The following is a 16015-nucleotide window of genomic DNA, read 5'->3' as shown; positions in this document are numbered from 1 at the left end:
ATAGGAGTGCGTGTGATGGCTGCCCCTCAATCCCCCACCTTCGGCTTTTTCGGCGAGACGCTCTCGCCTGACCGCGCCCTGCGAGCGCCCCTCGGCGCCGTCTCGCCGCTGTGGCTGGCCTTCGGCGCGGCCGCCAGCGCTGGCGTCGCCTACTGGTGGATGACCCGCTGGATGCGCCCCGCCAATCTTGAGGCCCTGCTGGCGCCGCCTGAACCGTCGGATGTGGCCGCGGTCGAGGCGATCGTCGAAACCGAGGCCGCTATGGTCGCCACGCTAGCCGAGACTGCGGTCGAGGTGGTGGAAGCCGTGGCCGAAGATATGCAGGCAGCCCAGGACGCGGTGGTAGAAGCGGTCGAAGAGGTTGCCGAAGCCGCTATCGCATCACCCGTCGAACCTGCGGCGGACGCCTTGGCTGAGCCGATCGTCGAAGCCGCCGCAGAGATCGTCGAAGCGACCCCGCTCGTGACCCCGAAAGTCGACGCCGCCCCGCCCGAGCCCGCGCCTAAGCCCAAGGCCGTCAAGCCCAAGGCGCCGGCCGCCAAGCCCGCCGTCGTCGCCGCCCCGACCGTCCGCGCCCCGCGCCGCCCGCCGGCCAAGAAGTAGGTCGCATCGACCGCGCCGGGATTTGCTGACCCGGCCAATCCCGGTCATGGTCCTGGGATGGACCTGGCTTTCAAGCGCGCCGAGACCCTTGACGATGTCGCCCGCATCCGGGCTTCGCTGGAAAACGTCGGCCGGCTGTCGGACAACATCCTGCAGTTGGGCCGCTTCGGCATCGGCCTCGATGGCCTTCTGGCCTGGGTCCCGGCGGTGGGCACGCTCTATAGCCTCGGCGCCGGCGGCTATCTCCTGCTGCAGGGCTGGCGCGCCAGGCTGCCCGTCGCCACCCTCGTCACGGGCCTTGTCCTGCTGAGCGCGCGCTCGCTGGTCACGGCCCTGGGCGAGAGTTTCCTGCCCTTCCTGCCGGTCGAACTGGTGGTCGACGTGTTCCGCGCCCACAAATGGACCGCGGACCTGATGCTGCGGGCTATCGACGCAACCCGCTATGTCGAAGGCGGCGTCAGTCTGGGGGCCAAACCCAACGACCGGCGACGGGCTGTCAGCCTGGGCTGAAACTTTTTTGCTCCAGCCGGGATGAAAGCCGGCGGACGCGTCGTTCCTCCAACAAGCGCGGCCATTGCGCCCGCGGAACTGGAGGATTTTCAAGATGCAGACGATCAAGCACGCGCTTCTGGCGATGGCGGCCCTGGCCCTGGTCGCGCCGGGCGCCGCCCGCGCCGCCGACAGCAGCTGCGAACAGGTCAAGCACGACAACAAGGTGATCGGCACGCTGTTCGGCGCCGCAGCCGGCGCGTTTCTGGGCGGCGCGGTGGCGGGCCACGGCCACAAGGGCGACGGCGCCCTGGTCGGCGCGGCCGGCGGGGCGGTGGTCGGCAACCAGATGAGCCGCTCCAAGCAGCCGTGCGGCCAACCGGCGCCCCAGCCCGTCGCCTATGTGCAGCCCGCGCCGCCGCCGCCGACCTACGCACCGACCACCATCACCATGTGGCACGACCACTATGGCCGCACCTGTACCCGGCGCGAGGAGACCTACTATGCCGCGGACGGTTCGCCGGTGACCCGCACGACCGAGCGGTGCGAGCCCTGATCGGCCTCAGCTTCGCGCCGGCGCCGCGTTCAGGCCGATGAACAGGGTGCGCATCATCTCGCGCCTCAGGGCGTCGGCGCCGTCGCGTAGCAGGCCGGTCATGTCCAGCATCACCACCCCGTGGATGGCGGCCCAGAACATCTGGCCTATGGCGCCGGCGTCGCCCTTCAGCGCGCCCTCATCGATCATCGCCTGGACGTAGGCTGTCATGTTGCCGTTCGAGCGCGCCCGGGCGCGGGCGAGGTCGGGGAAACGCTCGTCGCCGCTTACGCTCATAGCGAACATCAACCGGTAGGCCTCGCGGTTCTCCAGGGCGAAGCGGACATAGGCCTCGCCGACCGCGGTGGAGCGGGCCCGAGAATCGCCCGACCCGTTCGCCGCGGCCTCCAGGGCGTCCGAGAAGCGGTCGAAGGCCAGGGCCCTCACGGCGGCCAGGATCTCGTCCTTGTCCTTGAAATAGCGGTAGGGGGTCATGGGGCTGCAGCCTGCCTCGGCGGCCAGGGTGCGCATGGTGAAGCCCTCGGCCCCGTGCGCCGAGAACAGGCGCGTGGCCGCTTCCAGAAGCCGGTCGCGGAATTCGGCGACCTCGTGGTCGGTCAGGGGGCGGGGCAGGGCGGGCCTCGTTTCCGGCTTGCAAAGCGTCGCGTACTTTGTAAATATACTTAGTACATTACCTAGCGATCATCGACAACCCGCCGCATTTCAAGCCCCCAAGGAAACGCTTTCATGGCCCTGCCTCCCGTCCTGCGCGACCGCCTCCGCCTGCCGGTCATCGCCTCGCCCCTGTTCATCATCTCGGGGCCGGACTTGGTCATCGCCCAGTGCAAGGCGGGCATCGTCGGCTCGTTCCCGTCGCTGAACGCCCGGCCGGTCTCGCTGTTGGACGAGTGGCTGCACCGCATCACCGAGGAGCTGGCCGCCTGGGATCGCGACCACCCGGAGGCGCCCTCTGCGCCCTTCGCCGTGAACCAGATCGTGCACAAGACCAATAACCGGCTCGAGGAAGATCTCGAGCTGTGCGTGAAGTGGAAGGCGCCGGTGGTGATCACATCGCTGGGCGCGCGCGAGGACGTCAATGCGGCCATCCATTCCTATGGCGGGATCACCTTGCATGACGTGATCACCGACCGCTTCGCCCGCAAGGCGGTCGAAAAGGGCGCCGATGGCCTGATCCCGGTGGCGGTCGGCGCCGGAGGCCATGCCGGCACCCTCTCGCCCTTCGCCTTGATCCAGGAGATCCGCGCCTGGTTCGACGGGCCGGTGGCCCTGTCGGGCTCGATCGCCAATGGCGCCGCGGTTCTGGCCGCCCAGGCCATGGGCGCGGACCTGGCCTATATCGGCTCGGCCTTCATCGCCACCCAGGAAGCCAACGCCGCCCAGGGCTACAAGGACATGATCGTCGAGAGCTCGGCCGACGACATCCTCTATTCCAACCTGTTCACCGGCGTGCACGGCAACTATCTGCGGCCCTCGGTGATCAAGGCGGGGCTGGATCCGGAAAACCTGCCGCAGAGCGATCCCTCGAAGATGAACTTCGGCTCCGGCGGCAACCAGGAAGCCAAGGCCTGGCGGGACATCTGGGGCTGCGGCCAGGGCATCGGCGCGGTGAAGCACGTGCCGACCGCGGCCGAGTTGGTGGCGCGCCTGGCCGGCGAATACGAGGCGGCCAAGGCGGACCTGGCGTCCAAGACCACCCTGACCCGCGGCGCGCCCCTGGCCATGGCGGCGGAGTAGGCCTGGCCACCCGCGAAAAAAGGGTGATGTTCGCCCCGCCCGGGGCCATGCTCTGCCTCAAAAGGCATCGGGGGAGACGGGCGTGCGCATTTCCAGGCGCGGGGCGATCGTGGCCGGCGCGGTTGCGGCCGTGGCCGGCGGGGCCGCGGTGCTGCTGCCCCGCGACCAGGGGCAGGGCGGCCATCCGCCCTATTTCGCCAGGCTGCAAGCGGCGCTGAAGCGGGCCGGGATCGCCGAGCCGACCCTGGTGATCGACCGCCAGCGGCTGGAGGCCAATATCGCCGTGGTGCGCCAGGCTCTGGCCGGAACGCCCCTGGCCCTTCGGGTGGTGACCAAGTCGCTGCAAGCGCCGAGGCTGCTCGAGTCGGTGATGATCGGCTGCCAGACCAAGCGGCTGATGGTGTTCAACAGCGTCATGCTGCAGGCGATCCTGGATCAAATCCCCGCCGCCGAGGTGCTGTTGGGCCGGCCGTTGCCGGGGGTGCTGGTCGATGATTTCGTGCGCCGGCATGGCGACGACGCCACGCCCGCCGCCCAGCCACAATGGCTGGTCGACAGCCCCTCGCGCCTGGCCGAATACCTGGCCATCGTGCGGGCGCGGCAAACCCCGGTCAATCTGAACCTGGAGATCGACGTCGGCCTGCATCGCGGCGGCTTGCCGGACGCGCGCGCCGTGGCGGAGATGATCGAGCTGGCCAAGGCCGAGCCGCTGGCCACGGTGACTGGCCTGATGGGCTATGACGCGCAAGTCGCGGGCGTGCCGTTCCCGAAGGCGGAGCTGGCGCGGGTGAAGCGGCAGTACGCGGCGGCGAACGACGTCCTCGTGGCCAAGCTGGGTCACGATCCGAGCCGCACGCTCAACACCGCTGGCAGCCCGACCTATCGCCTGCACCTGGACGACAAGGTCGCCAACGAACTCGCCATCGGCTCGGCCTTCGTCAAGCCACTGGACTTCGACCGGCCGACCCTGACGGCGCACCTTCCGGCCGCCTTCATCGCCGAGCCGGTGCTGAAGCGTATGGACCAGGCCCTGATCCCGACCCTGGAACCCCTGGCCGGTGCGCTGGACGTGCTGGATCCGAACAGCCGGCGGGGCTTCTTCGCCTATGGCTATGGCGACGCCGAGCCGGTCTCGCCGCCCGGGCTGAAGTTCAGTCCGCTCTATGGTGAGCGGGCCATGCTGACTGGCTCTGCCCGGGTGGCGCTGAACCAGGACGATTTCATCTTCTTCCGGCCCAAGGAAAGCGAGGGGACCTTCCTGCAGTATGGCGACCTGGCAGTCTATGACGGGGGCGAGATCGTCGGACGCTGGCCGACCTTCCCGGTCGCTGCCTGATCGGGCCGCTACATCGTCTCCGAGTCGATCAGCAGCCGGAGCTGGCGCAGGCCGTGCGCTGAGGGCGAGGCGAGTTGGCGCCAGGCCAGGAGGAAGGTGGCGCCCAGGCTGGTGATGATCAGGGGGATCGGCCCCAGCAGCCAGCCGGCGGCGGCCAAGGCGAAATAATAGCCGCGCACCCCGGCGCTGAACGAGCCCAGGGCCGGGTTCAGGATCGAGGCGGTAGCTGCGGCATAGGCGCGCAGGGTCTCCTCCGACGCCGCCAGCGGCAGGGCTCCGATCGCCGCCAGGCAGTAGTTGAGCTGGCGGATCGACCAGATGAAGTCGAGCAGGCTCCTGGCCATCGACACCACGATCAGGGCCAGCTTGGCCTCGAACAGCAGCGGCGCGGTGCGCTCGACAAGGGGCAGGTTGTGCACCGTGCTCCAGGTGCGTTCGCCGCCCACCAAGGCCCCGGTCAGCGCGGCGATCAGGATCAGGTTGGACGAGGCGAAGAACGAGGCCGAATTGATCGCGTGGCCCAGAAGCGCGCTGTCGATGAACCGGTCCTTGCGCAGGGCCATGCGCGTCATCCAGCCGGTGCGGACCACGTTCAGATTGGCGTTGATCACACCGCCTGCGTGCGGCAATCGCCGCAGCAGGGGCGCGTAGCCCAGCCAGCAGGCCAGGTAGACGGCCAGGCCTGCGAGTTCCAGCGGCGAGATCGGTGGCAGGTTCATGGAGCGAGTTTCGACCGATTCTGTCCCGAGCGGATCAGGCGCCCGGCGAAGGGGCGTCGAATGGTCAAAGCCGCGGCGCTTGCAACCGTAGCCATGCGGGGCGCAAATGAACGCGAACGACACGACGCGAATGTCGGGAGGGAGCATGGCCTTAAGTCGGAGACAGTTCATCGAGGAGTTGGCCGCCATCGGCGGAACCTCGCTGGCCATGGCGGGCATGGAGGCGCTGGGATTCGGCTTCACTTCGGCCCAGGCCGCGCCGCCAACCCTGGCCGGCAGGGGCAAGGGTGTGAAGGTGGTTATCCTGGGCGCGGGCCTGGCGGGCATGACCGCCGCCTATGAACTGGGCAAGGCCGGCTACGACTGCCAGGTGCTGGAGGCCCGCGACTTCGCCGGCGGCCGCTGTCAGACCGCCCGCCGCGGGTTCAAGCACACCGACCTTGTGGGCAACACCCAAGTCTGCGACTTCGACGAAGGGCTCTATATCAATCACGGCCCCTGGCGGGTGCCCTACCATCACCGCTCGACCCTGCACTACATCAAGCAGTTCGGCGTGCCGGTGGAGGTGTTCGTCAACGACAACGACGCGTCCTACGTCTATTTCGAGAAGGGCAATGGGCCCCTGGCCGGCAAGCCGGTGCGTAAGGGCATGATCGCCGCCGACGCCCGCGGCTACGCCGCCGAAATGCTGGCCAAATGCGCCGGCAAGGGCGATCTCGACGCCGGCCTGTCGCCGGAGGACAAGGAAAAGTTCATCGCCTATCTGGTGACGGACGGGCGGCTGTCGATGAAGGACCTCGGCTATCACGGCACGGACGGGCGCGGCTATGACGTGCACCCGGGCGCCGGTGTCGATCCCGGTCCGGGCAAGCCCTCGACCCCTTTCGCCTTCAAGGACGTGCTGGATTCGAACGCCTGGCAGGTCTTGAGTTCGGTCACCGAATACGACCAGCAGCGCACCATGTTCCAGCCGGTGGGCGGCATGGACCAGATCGCCAAGGGCTTCGTGCGCAACCTGGGCCCGGTGATCCGCTATTCCTGCGAGGTGCAGAAGATCGCCCAGGACGATCGCGGGGTGGAGGTGTTCTACAAGTCCGCCAACGGCCAGGGGGCGTCGATCAAGGCCGACTATTGCCTCTGCACCATCCCTCTGTCGGTGCTGAAGAGCATCGACCTGGCCGTTTCGGACCGGTTCAAGCAGGCCATGGCCGGCGTCTCCTATGCGATGGTCAACAAGATCGGCCTGCAGATGAAGCGGCGGTTCTGGGAGGAAGACCACTTCATCTATGGCGGCCACGTCTACAACGACATCCGCGGCATTGGTTCGATCACCTTCCCGTCGACTGGCTGGATGGGCCAGAAGGGTGTGATCCTCGGCTACTACGCGTTCGGGACCGACGCTGCGAGGGTCAGCGGCCTGAAGCCGGCGGAGCGCGCCAAGTTCGCGGTCCAGGCGGGCCAGAAGATATTTCCGGAGTACGCCGAGAATTTCGAGACCGCCTTCTCCTTCTCCTGGCACCTGGCCCAGTACAACAAGGGCGGCTGGGCCGACTGGAGCCAGGAGGGCCGCCAGACCGCCTATCCGATCCTGTGCGAGCCGGACGGGCGGCTCTATCTGGCGGGCGAGCATCTCAGCTACATGCCAGGCTGGCAGGCCGGGGCGATCGAGTCGGCCTGGCAGCAGATCGGCAAGATCCACGCGCGGGTGAACGCGGCCTGATAGGGCTGGCCATTCGAGTGCGGGATGCCAAAATGGGCGCCTGAACTCGGGTTCGGGAGCCGATCATGCTCGCCTATTCCACCCTCGGCGTGAACCACATGGCCCAGGCGGTGGTGTTCTACGACGCCGTCTTCGCCCCGCTGGGCGTCACCCGCGACACCACCAGCAAGACCTGGACCGGCTATTCTAGGGCCGGCGAGAAGGCCCGGTTCTTCCTCACCCGGCCCTTCGATGGCGGCGAGGCGACCACCGGTAACGGAGTCATGCTGGCCTTCCTGGCCCCCGATCGGGCTGCGGTCGACGCTTTCCACGCCGCCGCCCTGGAGCACGGCGGCCGAGACGAGGGGCCGCCCGGCGTGCGCGAGGGGATGGATCCGGTGTTTTATGCCGCCTATGTCCGCGATCTGGACGGTCACAAGCTCTGCGCCTTCGTGCGGAAGTGATCGCCTGCGGCCTGGCCGCCTCTTCCTGGCTGAACGGCGTTAAGATACAAATCTGACGCCGGGCTCACGTTCCGGCCAAGACAGGCCGCGCAAATGCGGCGAAGCGGAGGCGAGCCATGCCCGACGGCGCCATCGATCTGGCCCAGTCCCTGCGCGACGAGGCCGCTACGATCCCGCTCGACCGGATTAATCCGGCTCAGCCGCGCCTGTTCCAGGCCGACGCCATCCTGCCCTATTTCGAACGCCTGCGCCGCGAAGACCCGGTGCACTTCACGGCCGACAGCGATTACGACCCCTATTGGTCGATCACCCGCTACAACGACATCATGGCGGTCGACACCAACCACATCGCCTTCTCCTCCGAAGCCTTCCTCGGCGGCATCACCATCTTCGGCCAGGGCGGGCCGGAGGCCCTGCCGATGTTCATCGCCATGGACCCTCCGCGCCACGACGTGCAGCGCAAGACCGTCAGCCCGGTGGTCTCGCCGGCCAACCTGCAGGTCTTGGGGCCGATCATTCGCGAACGCGCGGGCCTGATCCTGGACAGCCTGCCGATCGGCGAGGAGTTCGACTGGGTCGACAAGGTCTCGGTCGAACTGACCACCATGACCCTGGCCACCCTGTTCGATTTTCCGTTCGAGGAGCGGCGCAAGCTGACCTGGTGGTCGGACGTGGTCACCGCCGTGCCGGGCCATGGGATCGTCGACACGCTCGAGCAGAAGATGGCCATCTTCCGCGAATGCTTCGCCGCCTTCACCGAGCTGTGGAACGAGCGGGTCAATGCGCCGCCGGCCGGCGACCTGATCTCGATGCTGGCGCACGGCGAAGCGACGCGGAACATGGATCCGCGCGAGTACCACGGCAACGTAATCCTCTTGATCGTCGGCGGCAACGACACCACCCGCAACACGATCACCGGCAGCGTCCTGGCCCTGAACCAGAACCCCGACCAGTACCAGAAGCTGCGAGAGCACCCTGAGCTGATCCCATCGATGGTCTCCGAGACCATTCGCTGGCAGACGCCTCTGGCCCACATGCGCCGCACCGCCGTCGCCGACACCGAGGTGGGCGGCAAGCTGATCCGCAAGGGCGACAAGGTCATCATGTGGTACCTCTCGGGCAACCGCGACGAGGCGGTGATCGAGAACCCGGACGCCTACATCATCGACCGCCCGCGGCCGCGCCAGCACATGTCGTTCGGCTTCGGCATCCACCGCTGCGTCGGCAATCGACTGGCCGAGCTGCAGCTGACCATCGTCTGGGAGGAGATCCTCAAGCGCTTCCCGACGATCGAGGTCACCGGCGAGCCCAAGCGGGTCTATTCCACCTTCGTGCGCGGCTACGAGCGCTTGCCGGTGGTGATCCCCAGGAGGGTTTAGGGCCGGCTATCGAAGCTCCAGGCCCTCCAACTCGCCCGCGGCGCGCCAGTCCTCCAGGATCTTGACGAATTGGATCGGGCCACGGCCGAACGGGCCGTTGCGGGCCGCCAGGTCCGAGGGCTGGCCCTCGTTGTTGTAGTAGCCGGGCGTGCATTCCTCGGCGAACTTCTGGCGCATGATGGCGCTGTCCAGGATCACCTGCACCCACTCCGCCTCGGCCGCTTCCGACACTTCGACCAGGGTCGCCTGCCGCGCCTTGGCCGCGCCGACCACATGGGCGATATGACGGGCCTGCTCGTTCAGCATGTGCGGATAGTTGGCGGTGAAGCCGGACTGGGCGTTGCTGACGATGAAGCAGTTGGGGAACCCGCGGCTGAACATGCCGTGCAGGGTCGCAACCCCGTCCTTCCACTTGTCGGTCAGGGACTGGCCGTCGCGGCCATAGAGCTCGTAGCCCGAGCGCCGCACGTAGCTAGTGCCGACTTCGAAGCCGGTGGCGTAGATCAGGCAGTCCAGCTCGTATTCCACGCCCTTGACCACTACCCCGCGCTCGGTGATGTGCTCGACGCCGCGCCCCTCGGTGTCGACCAGGGTCACGTTCGGCCGGTTGAAGGTCTGCAGGTATTCGTCGTGGAAGCAGGGCCGCTTGCAGAACTGGTTGTAGTAGGGCTTCAGCGCTTCGGCGGTGGCCTTGTCGGCGACGACGCCGTCCACACGGGCGCGGATGCTCTCCATCTTCTTGAAGTCAGCCAGTTGCACCAGGCTGGCGGGGTCGGTCGGGTCCTGGCCCGCGCCTTCGCCCCGCCGCGCCAGGATCAGGAGGTTGCGGATGATGTCGGTCCAGCCGTCGCTGACCAGGTCCTCCTCCTGGAAGCCGCCCGAGACCAGCACGTTGAAATTGTCCATCCGCTGCTGCTGCCAGCCCGGCTTCAGGGTCGCGGCCCAGTCCGGATCGGTGGGCCGGTTGGCGCGCACATCGATGGAGGAGGGGGTGCGCTGGAACACGAACAGCTCCTTCGCGCCCGCGCCCAGGTGCGGTACGCATTGCACCGCCGTCGCGCCGGTGCCGATGATGCCGACGCGCTTGTCCTTCAGCCCCGTCAGCCCGCCGGTCGCATCCCCGCCGGTATAGGCGTAGTCCCAGCGGCTGGTGTGGAACGAGTGGCCCTTGAAGCTCTCCACGCCGGGGATGCCTGGCAGCTTGGGCCTATGCAGCGGCCCGTTGGCCATGACCACGAAGCGGGCGCGGATCGCATCGCCTCTGTTGGTGGCCACGATCCAGCGCGAGGCCGCCTCGTCCCAGCGCATCTCGGTGACCTCGGTCTGGAACAGGGCGCCGCGATAGAGGTCGAACCGCTCGGCGATGGCGCGGCTGTGGCTCAGGATTTCGGCCGCCTTCGAATACTTCTCGACCGGCATGTAGCCGACCTCTTCCAGGAGCGGCAGGTAGATGTAGCTCTCGATGTCGCAGGCCGCGCCGGGATAGCGGTTCCAGTACCAGGTGCCGCCGAAGTCGCCGCCCTTCTCGATCAGGCGGATGTCGGCGATCCCCGCCTCGCGCAGCCGCGCCCCCGTCAGAAGGCCGCCAAAGCCGCCGCCGACCACCACCACCTCGGCCTCGTCGGTGACCGGCGCGCGGTTGAAGCCCGGCTCGACGTAGGGATCGTCCAGGTAGTGGGCGAACTCACCGACGATGTTCTGGTACTGCTCGTTGCCGTCGGTCCTCAGCCGTTTGTCGCGTTCGGCCCGGTAGCGCGCTTTCAGGGCCTCGGGATCGAAGCCCAGGTCCTCGGATTCTGTAGGCGCAGTCTCGGCGGCGATGGTCACGGCGGCTTCCTCGTCCTCTTTCGACCGGCGTTTGCTCGCCGTGAGTGATCGGTGTTTATATAGCCAGCCTGAAGCCTCGCACGCGCAGGATCAAGCCCCGATCGCTGCGGCGCCTTGCATCGGCGTAGCTTCGTTGCAATTTAAGACCCGTTCCCCGATCGACGCTCTGGAGAGCTCCTTGTCCCAGCCCGACCTGTTCGCCCCTCTGAGTTTCGCCCGCGGCCCGGCGATGAAGAACCGCTTCATGCTGGCCCCGCTGACCAATCTGCAGAGCCATCCGGATGGGACCCTGTCGGAGGACGAATTTCGCTGGCTGACCAAGCGGGCCGAGGGCGGCTTCGGCGTGACCATGACCTGCGCGGCCCACGTGCAGCGGATCGGCCAGGGCTTTCCAGGCCAACTGGGCGTGTTCTCCGACGCTCACCTGCCGGGCCTGACCCGGCTCGCCGCTGCCATCAAGGCCGCCGGCAGCGTCTCCATGGTCCAGCTGCACCACGCCGGCATGCGCTCGCCCAAGGAGCTGATCGGCGAGGCGCCGGTCTGCCCGTCGGACAATGAAGAGACGGGCGCTCGGGCCCTGAGCGAGGCCGAGGTCGAGCAGCTGATCGAGGATTTCGTCGCCGCCGCCGTGCGCAGCGAGCGCGCCGGCTTCGACGGGGTCGAGATCCACGGCGCCCACGGCTACATCCTCTGCCAGTTCCTCTCGTCCGAAATCAACCGGCGCACCGATCGGTTCGGCGGTTCGGCCGAGAACCGCGAGCGTGTGATCCGCGAGATCATCAAGGGCGTCCGCGCCCGTTGCCGCCCCAACTTCATTCTCGGCCTTCGCCTGTCCCCCGAACGGTTCGGGGTCAAGCTGGCCGAGATCCGCGCCTTCGCCCAGGCGCTGATGAGCGAAGGCGATATCGACTTCCTCGACATGTCGCTGTGGGACGTGAGCAAGGAGCCGGAGGAGGCCGAATTCAAGGGCAAGAGCCTCATGGCCTGGTTCACCGAGCTGGACCGCGGGAACGTTCGTCTGGGTGTCGCCGGCAAGATCATGACCGCGGCCAAGGCTCGCGAGTGCCTGGAAGCAGGCTGCGACTTCGTGCTGATCGGACGGGGCGCCATCCTGCATCACGATTTCCCCCGCCTCTCCGCCGACGCGGCCTTCCGCTCCGTGCCGGTGCCGGTGACCCGCGAGTATCTGCGCAATGAGGGCCTTGGTCCGGCCTTCCTCGACTACATGGCCAGCTGGAAGGGCTTTGTGGCGCAGGAGGAGCAGGCCGAACCCGCTTAACGCGCCAAGCTTCGCCGCCGATAGGCGATGTTAGGCTGGTGCACCGCCGCAACACCAACGATCCTCCGGCGCTCGCCGATGGAACCAACCGCCGCGCGGGCAATTGAGGTGTCGGGCGGGGTGGATTCAGGCGACAGGTCGGATGGATTGGGAGCTGGACAAGGCAGCGTCGGAACGCGTCGGCTCTGCGCCGGGGCCAGTGAAACCGGTCGCTCCGCAAGAGCTTTCCCGGGTTGTCGCTGAAGCCCTGGCCGAGGTGTTAGAGGGCCCAGGCCAGACAGCGCGTGATCCTGGCTGGATTGCGCTCGCCGAGGCGGTGAGAAGCGTGCGACCTCAGCCGAAGCGCAAGCGCCCGGTCGTGGCGCCGATCGCTGCCGGGGTCGCCTTGGCCATTGTCGGCCTTGCTGGTGGAGCCTATCTGGCCAGAAAGCCGGCCGGCGGGGTTCAGCGTCCTGCGCCGCTGGCGCTGCTGGCCAATGTCGCACCACCTGCGCCTCCGCCATCCGCGCCTCCGCCGCCGGCTCCGCTTGTGACGCCCCCACAGGCCAGCCCGCCGCCGCCCGCCTCGCCGCCGGCCAGCCCACCCCTGGCCGCCGCCTCGCCTCCGATCTCCGACCTTCGGCCATTGCGGGCGCCCGAGCGCGCGCCACCGGAACATTCCGTTCGCGAGGCGCGGCGCGGCTCCCGAACAATCGTTCCTCAACACGCTGACGCCGCCGCGCGGCTGCGCAGCCTGGTCGCCAGCTGCGAAGGCGGCGGTCCCTGCGACCGCCAGACGGTTAGCCGCGCCGACCAGATGGTCGCAGACGCCTATGCCCGCGCCGCACGGTCCGGCGGCTCCGACGCAAGGCTGGCGGACATGCGTCGGCGCCTGGACCATCTCCGCAGCGACGGCGCCGACTCGCCCCAGATCCTGGTCGGCAACTACGCCAACCTGGCTCACGACCTGGATCGCTTCACCCACGGTGCAGAGTCCCCCGCCCGTTCGCGGGGCGCCTACCTCGCAGAAGGGGAGGGTCTCGGTCATCGCCAGGAACGCTGAAACCCGGCCCGATACGGACGGCCAGCTGATTTACGTGGTCGGCGATGTGCATGGCCGCTTCGACCTGATGCTCGCTCTCCTGGGCAAGATTGTCGCCGACAGCCGCGAGCGCGCGCTCGGCCGCCGCCCGATCGTGATCTTCTGCGGCGACTATGTGGACCGCGGGCCGGACTCGGCCAAGGTCATGGAGGCGGTGATCCAGCTCCGGCGGCGCACGGACATCGACGTACGTCTACTGAAGGGCAATCACGAGCAGGCCATGCTTGACTTCCTGCGCGAGCCGGTCGAGGCGGCCGGATGGCTGCGTTTCGGAGGCGCGGAGACCCTCGCCTCCTATGGCGTAGCCCTGGAGGGCGGCTTGATGGCCGAAAGCCTGATCTCGGCGCGCGACCAGCTGCTTGAAAACATGCCTGCGCCACACCTTCACCTGCTTCACACTCTGGAGCTGATGCTGGTGGTGGGCGCCTATGCCGTGGTGCACGCCGGCGTGCGGCCAGGCGTTGCCCTCGAGCACCAGGCTGAGCAGGACCTCCTGTGGATCCGCGACCCCTTCCTCGACCATGACGGGGCCTTCGACAAGATCATCGTCCACGGCCACACCTGGGCCGGTCCCCGGCCGAACCGGGAGCCGCATCGTATCGGCGTCGACACCGGCGCCTACCAGACCGGGGTGCTGACCGCTGTCCGCTTGGATGGGCCGGACGTGGTCTTTCTGCAGGCGGAGCTGACGCAGGACGACTGAGCGCGGCCGGCCCGCCGCTGCTCCGTAGATTTCCTTAGGGTTGCGACCCGAATTTCGCATCGCATCTGAGAAGCATAATCAGGGCCGGTCAGCTGAACGAGGCCCACCATGTCCGCCTCCCACGATGTCCATCACGACCCCGCCACCGACCCGCTGATCGGGGCCTATGACGACCAGCTCGACCTGATCGACCGCTTCGCCGCGCGTATCCCGTTCGCCAGGGGCGACGAAATCTACGCCCAGGACGAAGAGACCGACCTGATCTACCGCGTCGTTCGCGGCGCCGTGAGGGAGATGCGGGTCCTGAACGATGGTCGCGTGCGGTACGGCGCCTGCTATGTCGAGGGCGACGTGTTCGGCTTCGACGCCGCGCCCGTCCACCGCTTCGCCGCCGAGGCGCTCTCGACCTGTCTTATCGCCGTGGTCCGCCGTTCGACCATCGAGGCCCTGGGCGGCGACCTCGATGGCCTGATCTGGGCGGCGGCGACTCTGGCGGCATGAGCGCCTGCAATCAAACGTTGGAATCCGGGAACGAAGCCCGACGCCGATCCATGTACTCCCGGAGGGCCTCGTCGACGCCGGGGTCGATCTCGGGCGCCACATAGTCGGCCAGGACCTTCTTCCACTGGGCGTTGGCGCGGGCGACCATGTCCAGGCTGCCTTCGGCCTCCCATTGCTCGGCGCTGTTGTTGTCGGCGAGGGACGAGCGGAAGAAGGCGGTCTCGAAATTGGCCTGTGTGTGGGCGCAGCCCAGGAAGTGCTTGCCGGGACCGACTTCGCGGATGGCGTCCATGGCCTGGCCGTTCTCCGAAATATCCACACCGGCCAGCAGCGCGTGGAACGACCCGGCCTGGTCGCAGTCCATCATGAACTTTTCATAGCTCACCGTCAGGCCGCCCTCGAGCCAGCCCGAGGTGTGCAGCACGAAGTTCACCCCGCCGAGGCAGGTCGGCAGCATGGTGTTGGCCGACTCGTAGGCGGCTTGCGCGTCCGGAACCTTGGAGGCGCAAAGGCCCCCGCCGGAGCGGAAAGGCACGCCGAGCCGGCGGGCCAGGGCGGCCATGATGTAGAGCACCTGGGCCGGCTCGGGCGTACCGAAGGTCGGCGCACCCGATTGCATGGAGATCGACGAGGCGAAGCTGCCCATGATCACCGGGCAGCCGGGGTTGATCAGCTGCACCGTCGCCATGCCCACCAGGGCCTCGGCCAGGGTCACGGTGCAGGTGCCGAGCTGGGTCACCGGGGCCATGGCTCCGGCCAGGATGAACGGGGTGATCAGGCAGGCCTGGTTGTTGCGCGCATAGACCTTCAGCGCCCCCAGCATGGTGGCGTCCCAGGTCAGGGGGGAATTGGCGTTGATCAGCGAGGTGGTGACGGTCTTGGGCTTGCCGGTCATCGGATCGATGAAGTCGTCGCCGAACAGGATCCTGCACATGTCGACCGTGTCCTGGGCGCGCTCGGGATGCGTGACCGAGCCCATGAACGGCTTGTCGCTGTAGCGCATGTGCGCATAGACCATCTCGAAGTGCCGCTTGTTGACCGGCAGGTCGACCGGTTCGCACACCGTGCCGCCCGAGTGGTGCAGCCAGGGCGAGGCGTAGGTCAGCTTCACGAAGTTGCGGAAGTCCTCGATCGTGCCATAGCGGCGCCCGCCGTCGAGGTCGCGCACGAAGGGAGAGCCGTAGTTCGGCGCGAAAACCGTGTTCTTGCCGCCGATCACCACGCTGCGGGACGGGTTGCGGGCGTGCTGCGTGTATTCGCGCGGGGCGGTCGCCACCAGTGAGCGGCAGAGGCCGCGGGGAAAGCGCACCCGCTCGCCCTGGACGTCGGCGCCGGCGTCTTTCCAGATTTGCAGAGCTTCCGCATCGTCCTTGAAGTCGATGCCGATCTCTTCCAGCACGGTGTCGGCGTTGTGCTCGATCAGGGCCAGGCCCTCTTCGGACAGCACCTCGTAATAGGGGATGTTGCGGGTGATGAAGGGGATATGGGCGGCGGCTGCGGCCAGGCGCGCGGCCCGCTTGGCGTCACGCCCGCCGCGTCCGGCGCGGCCAGAGGGGGCTTGGTCGTTCATGGGTGGTTCCTCCTGGCGTTGCGCCCAAAGATCCGCTCATCCCGGCTAATGCCGGGACCCAGATCGTAGGGTGCT

General features: G+C 67.8%; 16 protein-coding genes. 12 read left to right on the top strand and 4 right to left on the bottom strand.

The annotated features are described in order from the left end of the window. The first annotated feature begins 15 nt into the window (after positions 1–15). From KCG34_RS06145 to KCG34_RS06135, 3 genes are all read left to right on the top strand, one after another. Positions 16–603, top strand: coding sequence for a hypothetical protein (locus tag KCG34_RS06145; RefSeq protein WP_211939510.1), 588 nt, complete (start codon positions 16–18; stop codon positions 601–603). Between the two features lie 57 nt (positions 604–660). Beyond that, positions 661–1113 (top strand): DUF4112 domain-containing protein, encoded by a 453-nt coding sequence (locus KCG34_RS06140; RefSeq protein ID WP_211939509.1) that lies wholly within the window; start codon positions 661–663, stop codon positions 1111–1113. Between the two features lie 94 nt (positions 1114–1207). Continuing rightward, complete coding sequence (locus KCG34_RS06135) at positions 1208–1648, top strand: glycine zipper 2TM domain-containing protein (RefSeq protein WP_211939508.1); 441 nt, start codon at positions 1208–1210, stop codon at positions 1646–1648. A gap of 6 nt (positions 1649–1654) precedes the next feature. Here KCG34_RS06135 and KCG34_RS06130 read toward each other — a convergent pair whose 3' ends face one another. After that, positions 1655–2158, bottom strand: a complete 504-nt coding sequence (locus KCG34_RS06130) for a TetR/AcrR family transcriptional regulator (RefSeq protein WP_211939507.1) — start codon at positions 2156–2158, stop codon at positions 1655–1657. A gap of 216 nt (positions 2159–2374) precedes the next feature. Between KCG34_RS06130 and KCG34_RS06125 the strand changes: the two genes are divergently transcribed. Both KCG34_RS06125 and KCG34_RS06120 read left to right on the top strand, forming a co-directional pair. Next, complete coding sequence (locus tag KCG34_RS06125) at positions 2375–3382, top strand: NAD(P)H-dependent flavin oxidoreductase (RefSeq protein ID WP_211939506.1); 1008 nt, start codon at positions 2375–2377, stop codon at positions 3380–3382. A gap of 82 nt (positions 3383–3464) precedes the next feature. After that, positions 3465–4718, top strand: coding sequence for an alanine racemase (locus KCG34_RS06120; RefSeq protein WP_211939505.1), 1254 nt, complete (start codon positions 3465–3467; stop codon positions 4716–4718). Between the two features lie 8 nt (positions 4719–4726). Here KCG34_RS06120 and KCG34_RS06115 read toward each other — a convergent pair whose 3' ends face one another. Then, positions 4727–5437, bottom strand: a complete 711-nt coding sequence (locus KCG34_RS06115; protein ID WP_249138239.1) for a DUF599 domain-containing protein — start codon at positions 5435–5437, stop codon at positions 4727–4729. Positions 5438–5582: 145 nt separating this feature from the next. On the opposite strand from KCG34_RS06115, the gene KCG34_RS06110 reads away from it, so the two are divergent. The 3 genes from KCG34_RS06110 (at position 5583) to KCG34_RS06100 (ending at position 8979) form a co-directional block, all read left to right on the top strand. Continuing rightward, positions 5583–7157, top strand: coding sequence for a flavin monoamine oxidase family protein (locus KCG34_RS06110; protein ID WP_376788213.1), 1575 nt, complete (start codon positions 5583–5585; stop codon positions 7155–7157). 65 nt (positions 7158–7222) lie between these two features. Next, positions 7223–7600, top strand: coding sequence for a VOC family protein (locus KCG34_RS06105; protein WP_211939503.1), 378 nt, complete (start codon positions 7223–7225; stop codon positions 7598–7600). A gap of 116 nt (positions 7601–7716) precedes the next feature. Beyond that, a complete protein-coding gene (locus KCG34_RS06100) occupies positions 7717–8979 on the top strand; it encodes a cytochrome P450 (RefSeq protein ID WP_211939502.1) in 1263 nt (420 codons plus the stop codon). Between the two features lie 6 nt (positions 8980–8985). On the opposite strand, the gene KCG34_RS06095 is transcribed toward KCG34_RS06100, so the two are convergent. Next, positions 8986–10806, bottom strand: coding sequence for a flavin-containing monooxygenase (locus KCG34_RS06095; RefSeq protein WP_249138238.1), 1821 nt, complete (start codon positions 10804–10806; stop codon positions 8986–8988). 178 nt (positions 10807–10984) lie between these two features. Between KCG34_RS06095 and KCG34_RS06090 the strand changes: the two genes are divergently transcribed. The 4 genes from KCG34_RS06090 to KCG34_RS06080 all read left to right on the top strand — a co-directional run bounded on the left by KCG34_RS06090 (position 10985) and on the right by KCG34_RS06080 (position 14370). Continuing rightward, positions 10985–12085 (top strand): NADH:flavin oxidoreductase, encoded by a 1101-nt coding sequence (locus KCG34_RS06090; RefSeq protein WP_211939501.1) that lies wholly within the window; start codon positions 10985–10987, stop codon positions 12083–12085. Between the two features lie 358 nt (positions 12086–12443). Continuing rightward, positions 12444–13127: a hypothetical protein gene (locus KCG34_RS25795; protein WP_249138237.1), complete on the top strand. Its 684-nt coding sequence runs from the start codon at positions 12444–12446 to the stop codon at positions 13125–13127. Then, the gene (locus KCG34_RS06085) at positions 13051–13869 is read left to right on the top strand and encodes a metallophosphoesterase family protein (RefSeq protein ID WP_249138236.1); all 819 of its coding nucleotides are present in this window, start codon (positions 13051–13053) and stop codon (positions 13867–13869) included. The genes KCG34_RS25795 and KCG34_RS06085 overlap by 77 nt, the downstream gene beginning before the upstream one ends. A 108-nt stretch (positions 13870–13977) precedes the next feature. Beyond that, positions 13978–14370: a cyclic nucleotide-binding domain-containing protein gene (locus KCG34_RS06080; protein ID WP_211939499.1), complete on the top strand. Its 393-nt coding sequence runs from the start codon at positions 13978–13980 to the stop codon at positions 14368–14370. 10 nt (positions 14371–14380) lie between these two features. Here KCG34_RS06080 and KCG34_RS06075 read toward each other — a convergent pair whose 3' ends face one another. After that, entirely contained in the window at positions 14381–15940 is a 1560-nt protein-coding gene (locus KCG34_RS06075) for a trimethylamine methyltransferase family protein (RefSeq protein WP_211939498.1), read from the bottom strand. Positions 15941–16015 lie beyond the last annotated feature (75 nt).

The organism is Phenylobacterium montanum (assembly GCF_018135625.1).
Classification (GTDB): domain Bacteria; phylum Pseudomonadota; class Alphaproteobacteria; order Caulobacterales; family Caulobacteraceae; genus Poindextera; species Poindextera montana.
This window is presented reverse-complemented; position numbering and strand designations above follow the sequence as displayed.

What these genes read in the sequence shown, in the direction of transcription:
- KCG34_RS06105 (WP_211939503.1), top strand. Translation starts at nt 7,223, where the DNA reads ATGCTCGCCTATTCCACCCTCGGCGTGAACCACATGGCCCAGGCGGTG.
- KCG34_RS06125 (WP_211939506.1), top strand. Translation starts at nt 2,375, where the DNA reads ATGGCCCTGCCTCCCGTCCTGCGCGACCGCCTCCGCCTGCCGGTCATC.
- KCG34_RS06140 (WP_211939509.1), top strand. Translation starts at nt 661, where the DNA reads ATGGACCTGGCTTTCAAGCGCGCCGAGACCCTTGACGATGTCGCCCGC.
- KCG34_RS06110 (WP_376788213.1), top strand. Translation starts at nt 5,583, where the DNA reads ATGGCCTTAAGTCGGAGACAGTTCATCGAGGAGTTGGCCGCCATCGGC.
- KCG34_RS06130 (WP_211939507.1), bottom strand. Translation starts at nt 2,158, where the DNA reads ATGCGCACCCTGGCCGCCGAGGCAGGCTGCAGCCCCATGACCCCCTAC.
- KCG34_RS06115 (WP_249138239.1), bottom strand. Translation starts at nt 5,437, where the DNA reads ATGAACCTGCCACCGATCTCGCCGCTGGAACTCGCAGGCCTGGCCGTC.
- KCG34_RS06135 (WP_211939508.1), top strand. Translation starts at nt 1,208, where the DNA reads ATGCAGACGATCAAGCACGCGCTTCTGGCGATGGCGGCCCTGGCCCTG.
- KCG34_RS06100 (WP_211939502.1), top strand. Translation starts at nt 7,717, where the DNA reads ATGCCCGACGGCGCCATCGATCTGGCCCAGTCCCTGCGCGACGAGGCC.
- KCG34_RS06080 (WP_211939499.1), top strand. Translation starts at nt 13,978, where the DNA reads ATGTCCGCCTCCCACGATGTCCATCACGACCCCGCCACCGACCCGCTG.
- KCG34_RS06145 (WP_211939510.1), top strand. Translation starts at nt 16, where the DNA reads ATGGCTGCCCCTCAATCCCCCACCTTCGGCTTTTTCGGCGAGACGCTC.
- KCG34_RS06075 (WP_211939498.1), bottom strand. Translation starts at nt 15,940, where the DNA reads ATGAACGACCAAGCCCCCTCTGGCCGCGCCGGACGCGGCGGGCGTGAC.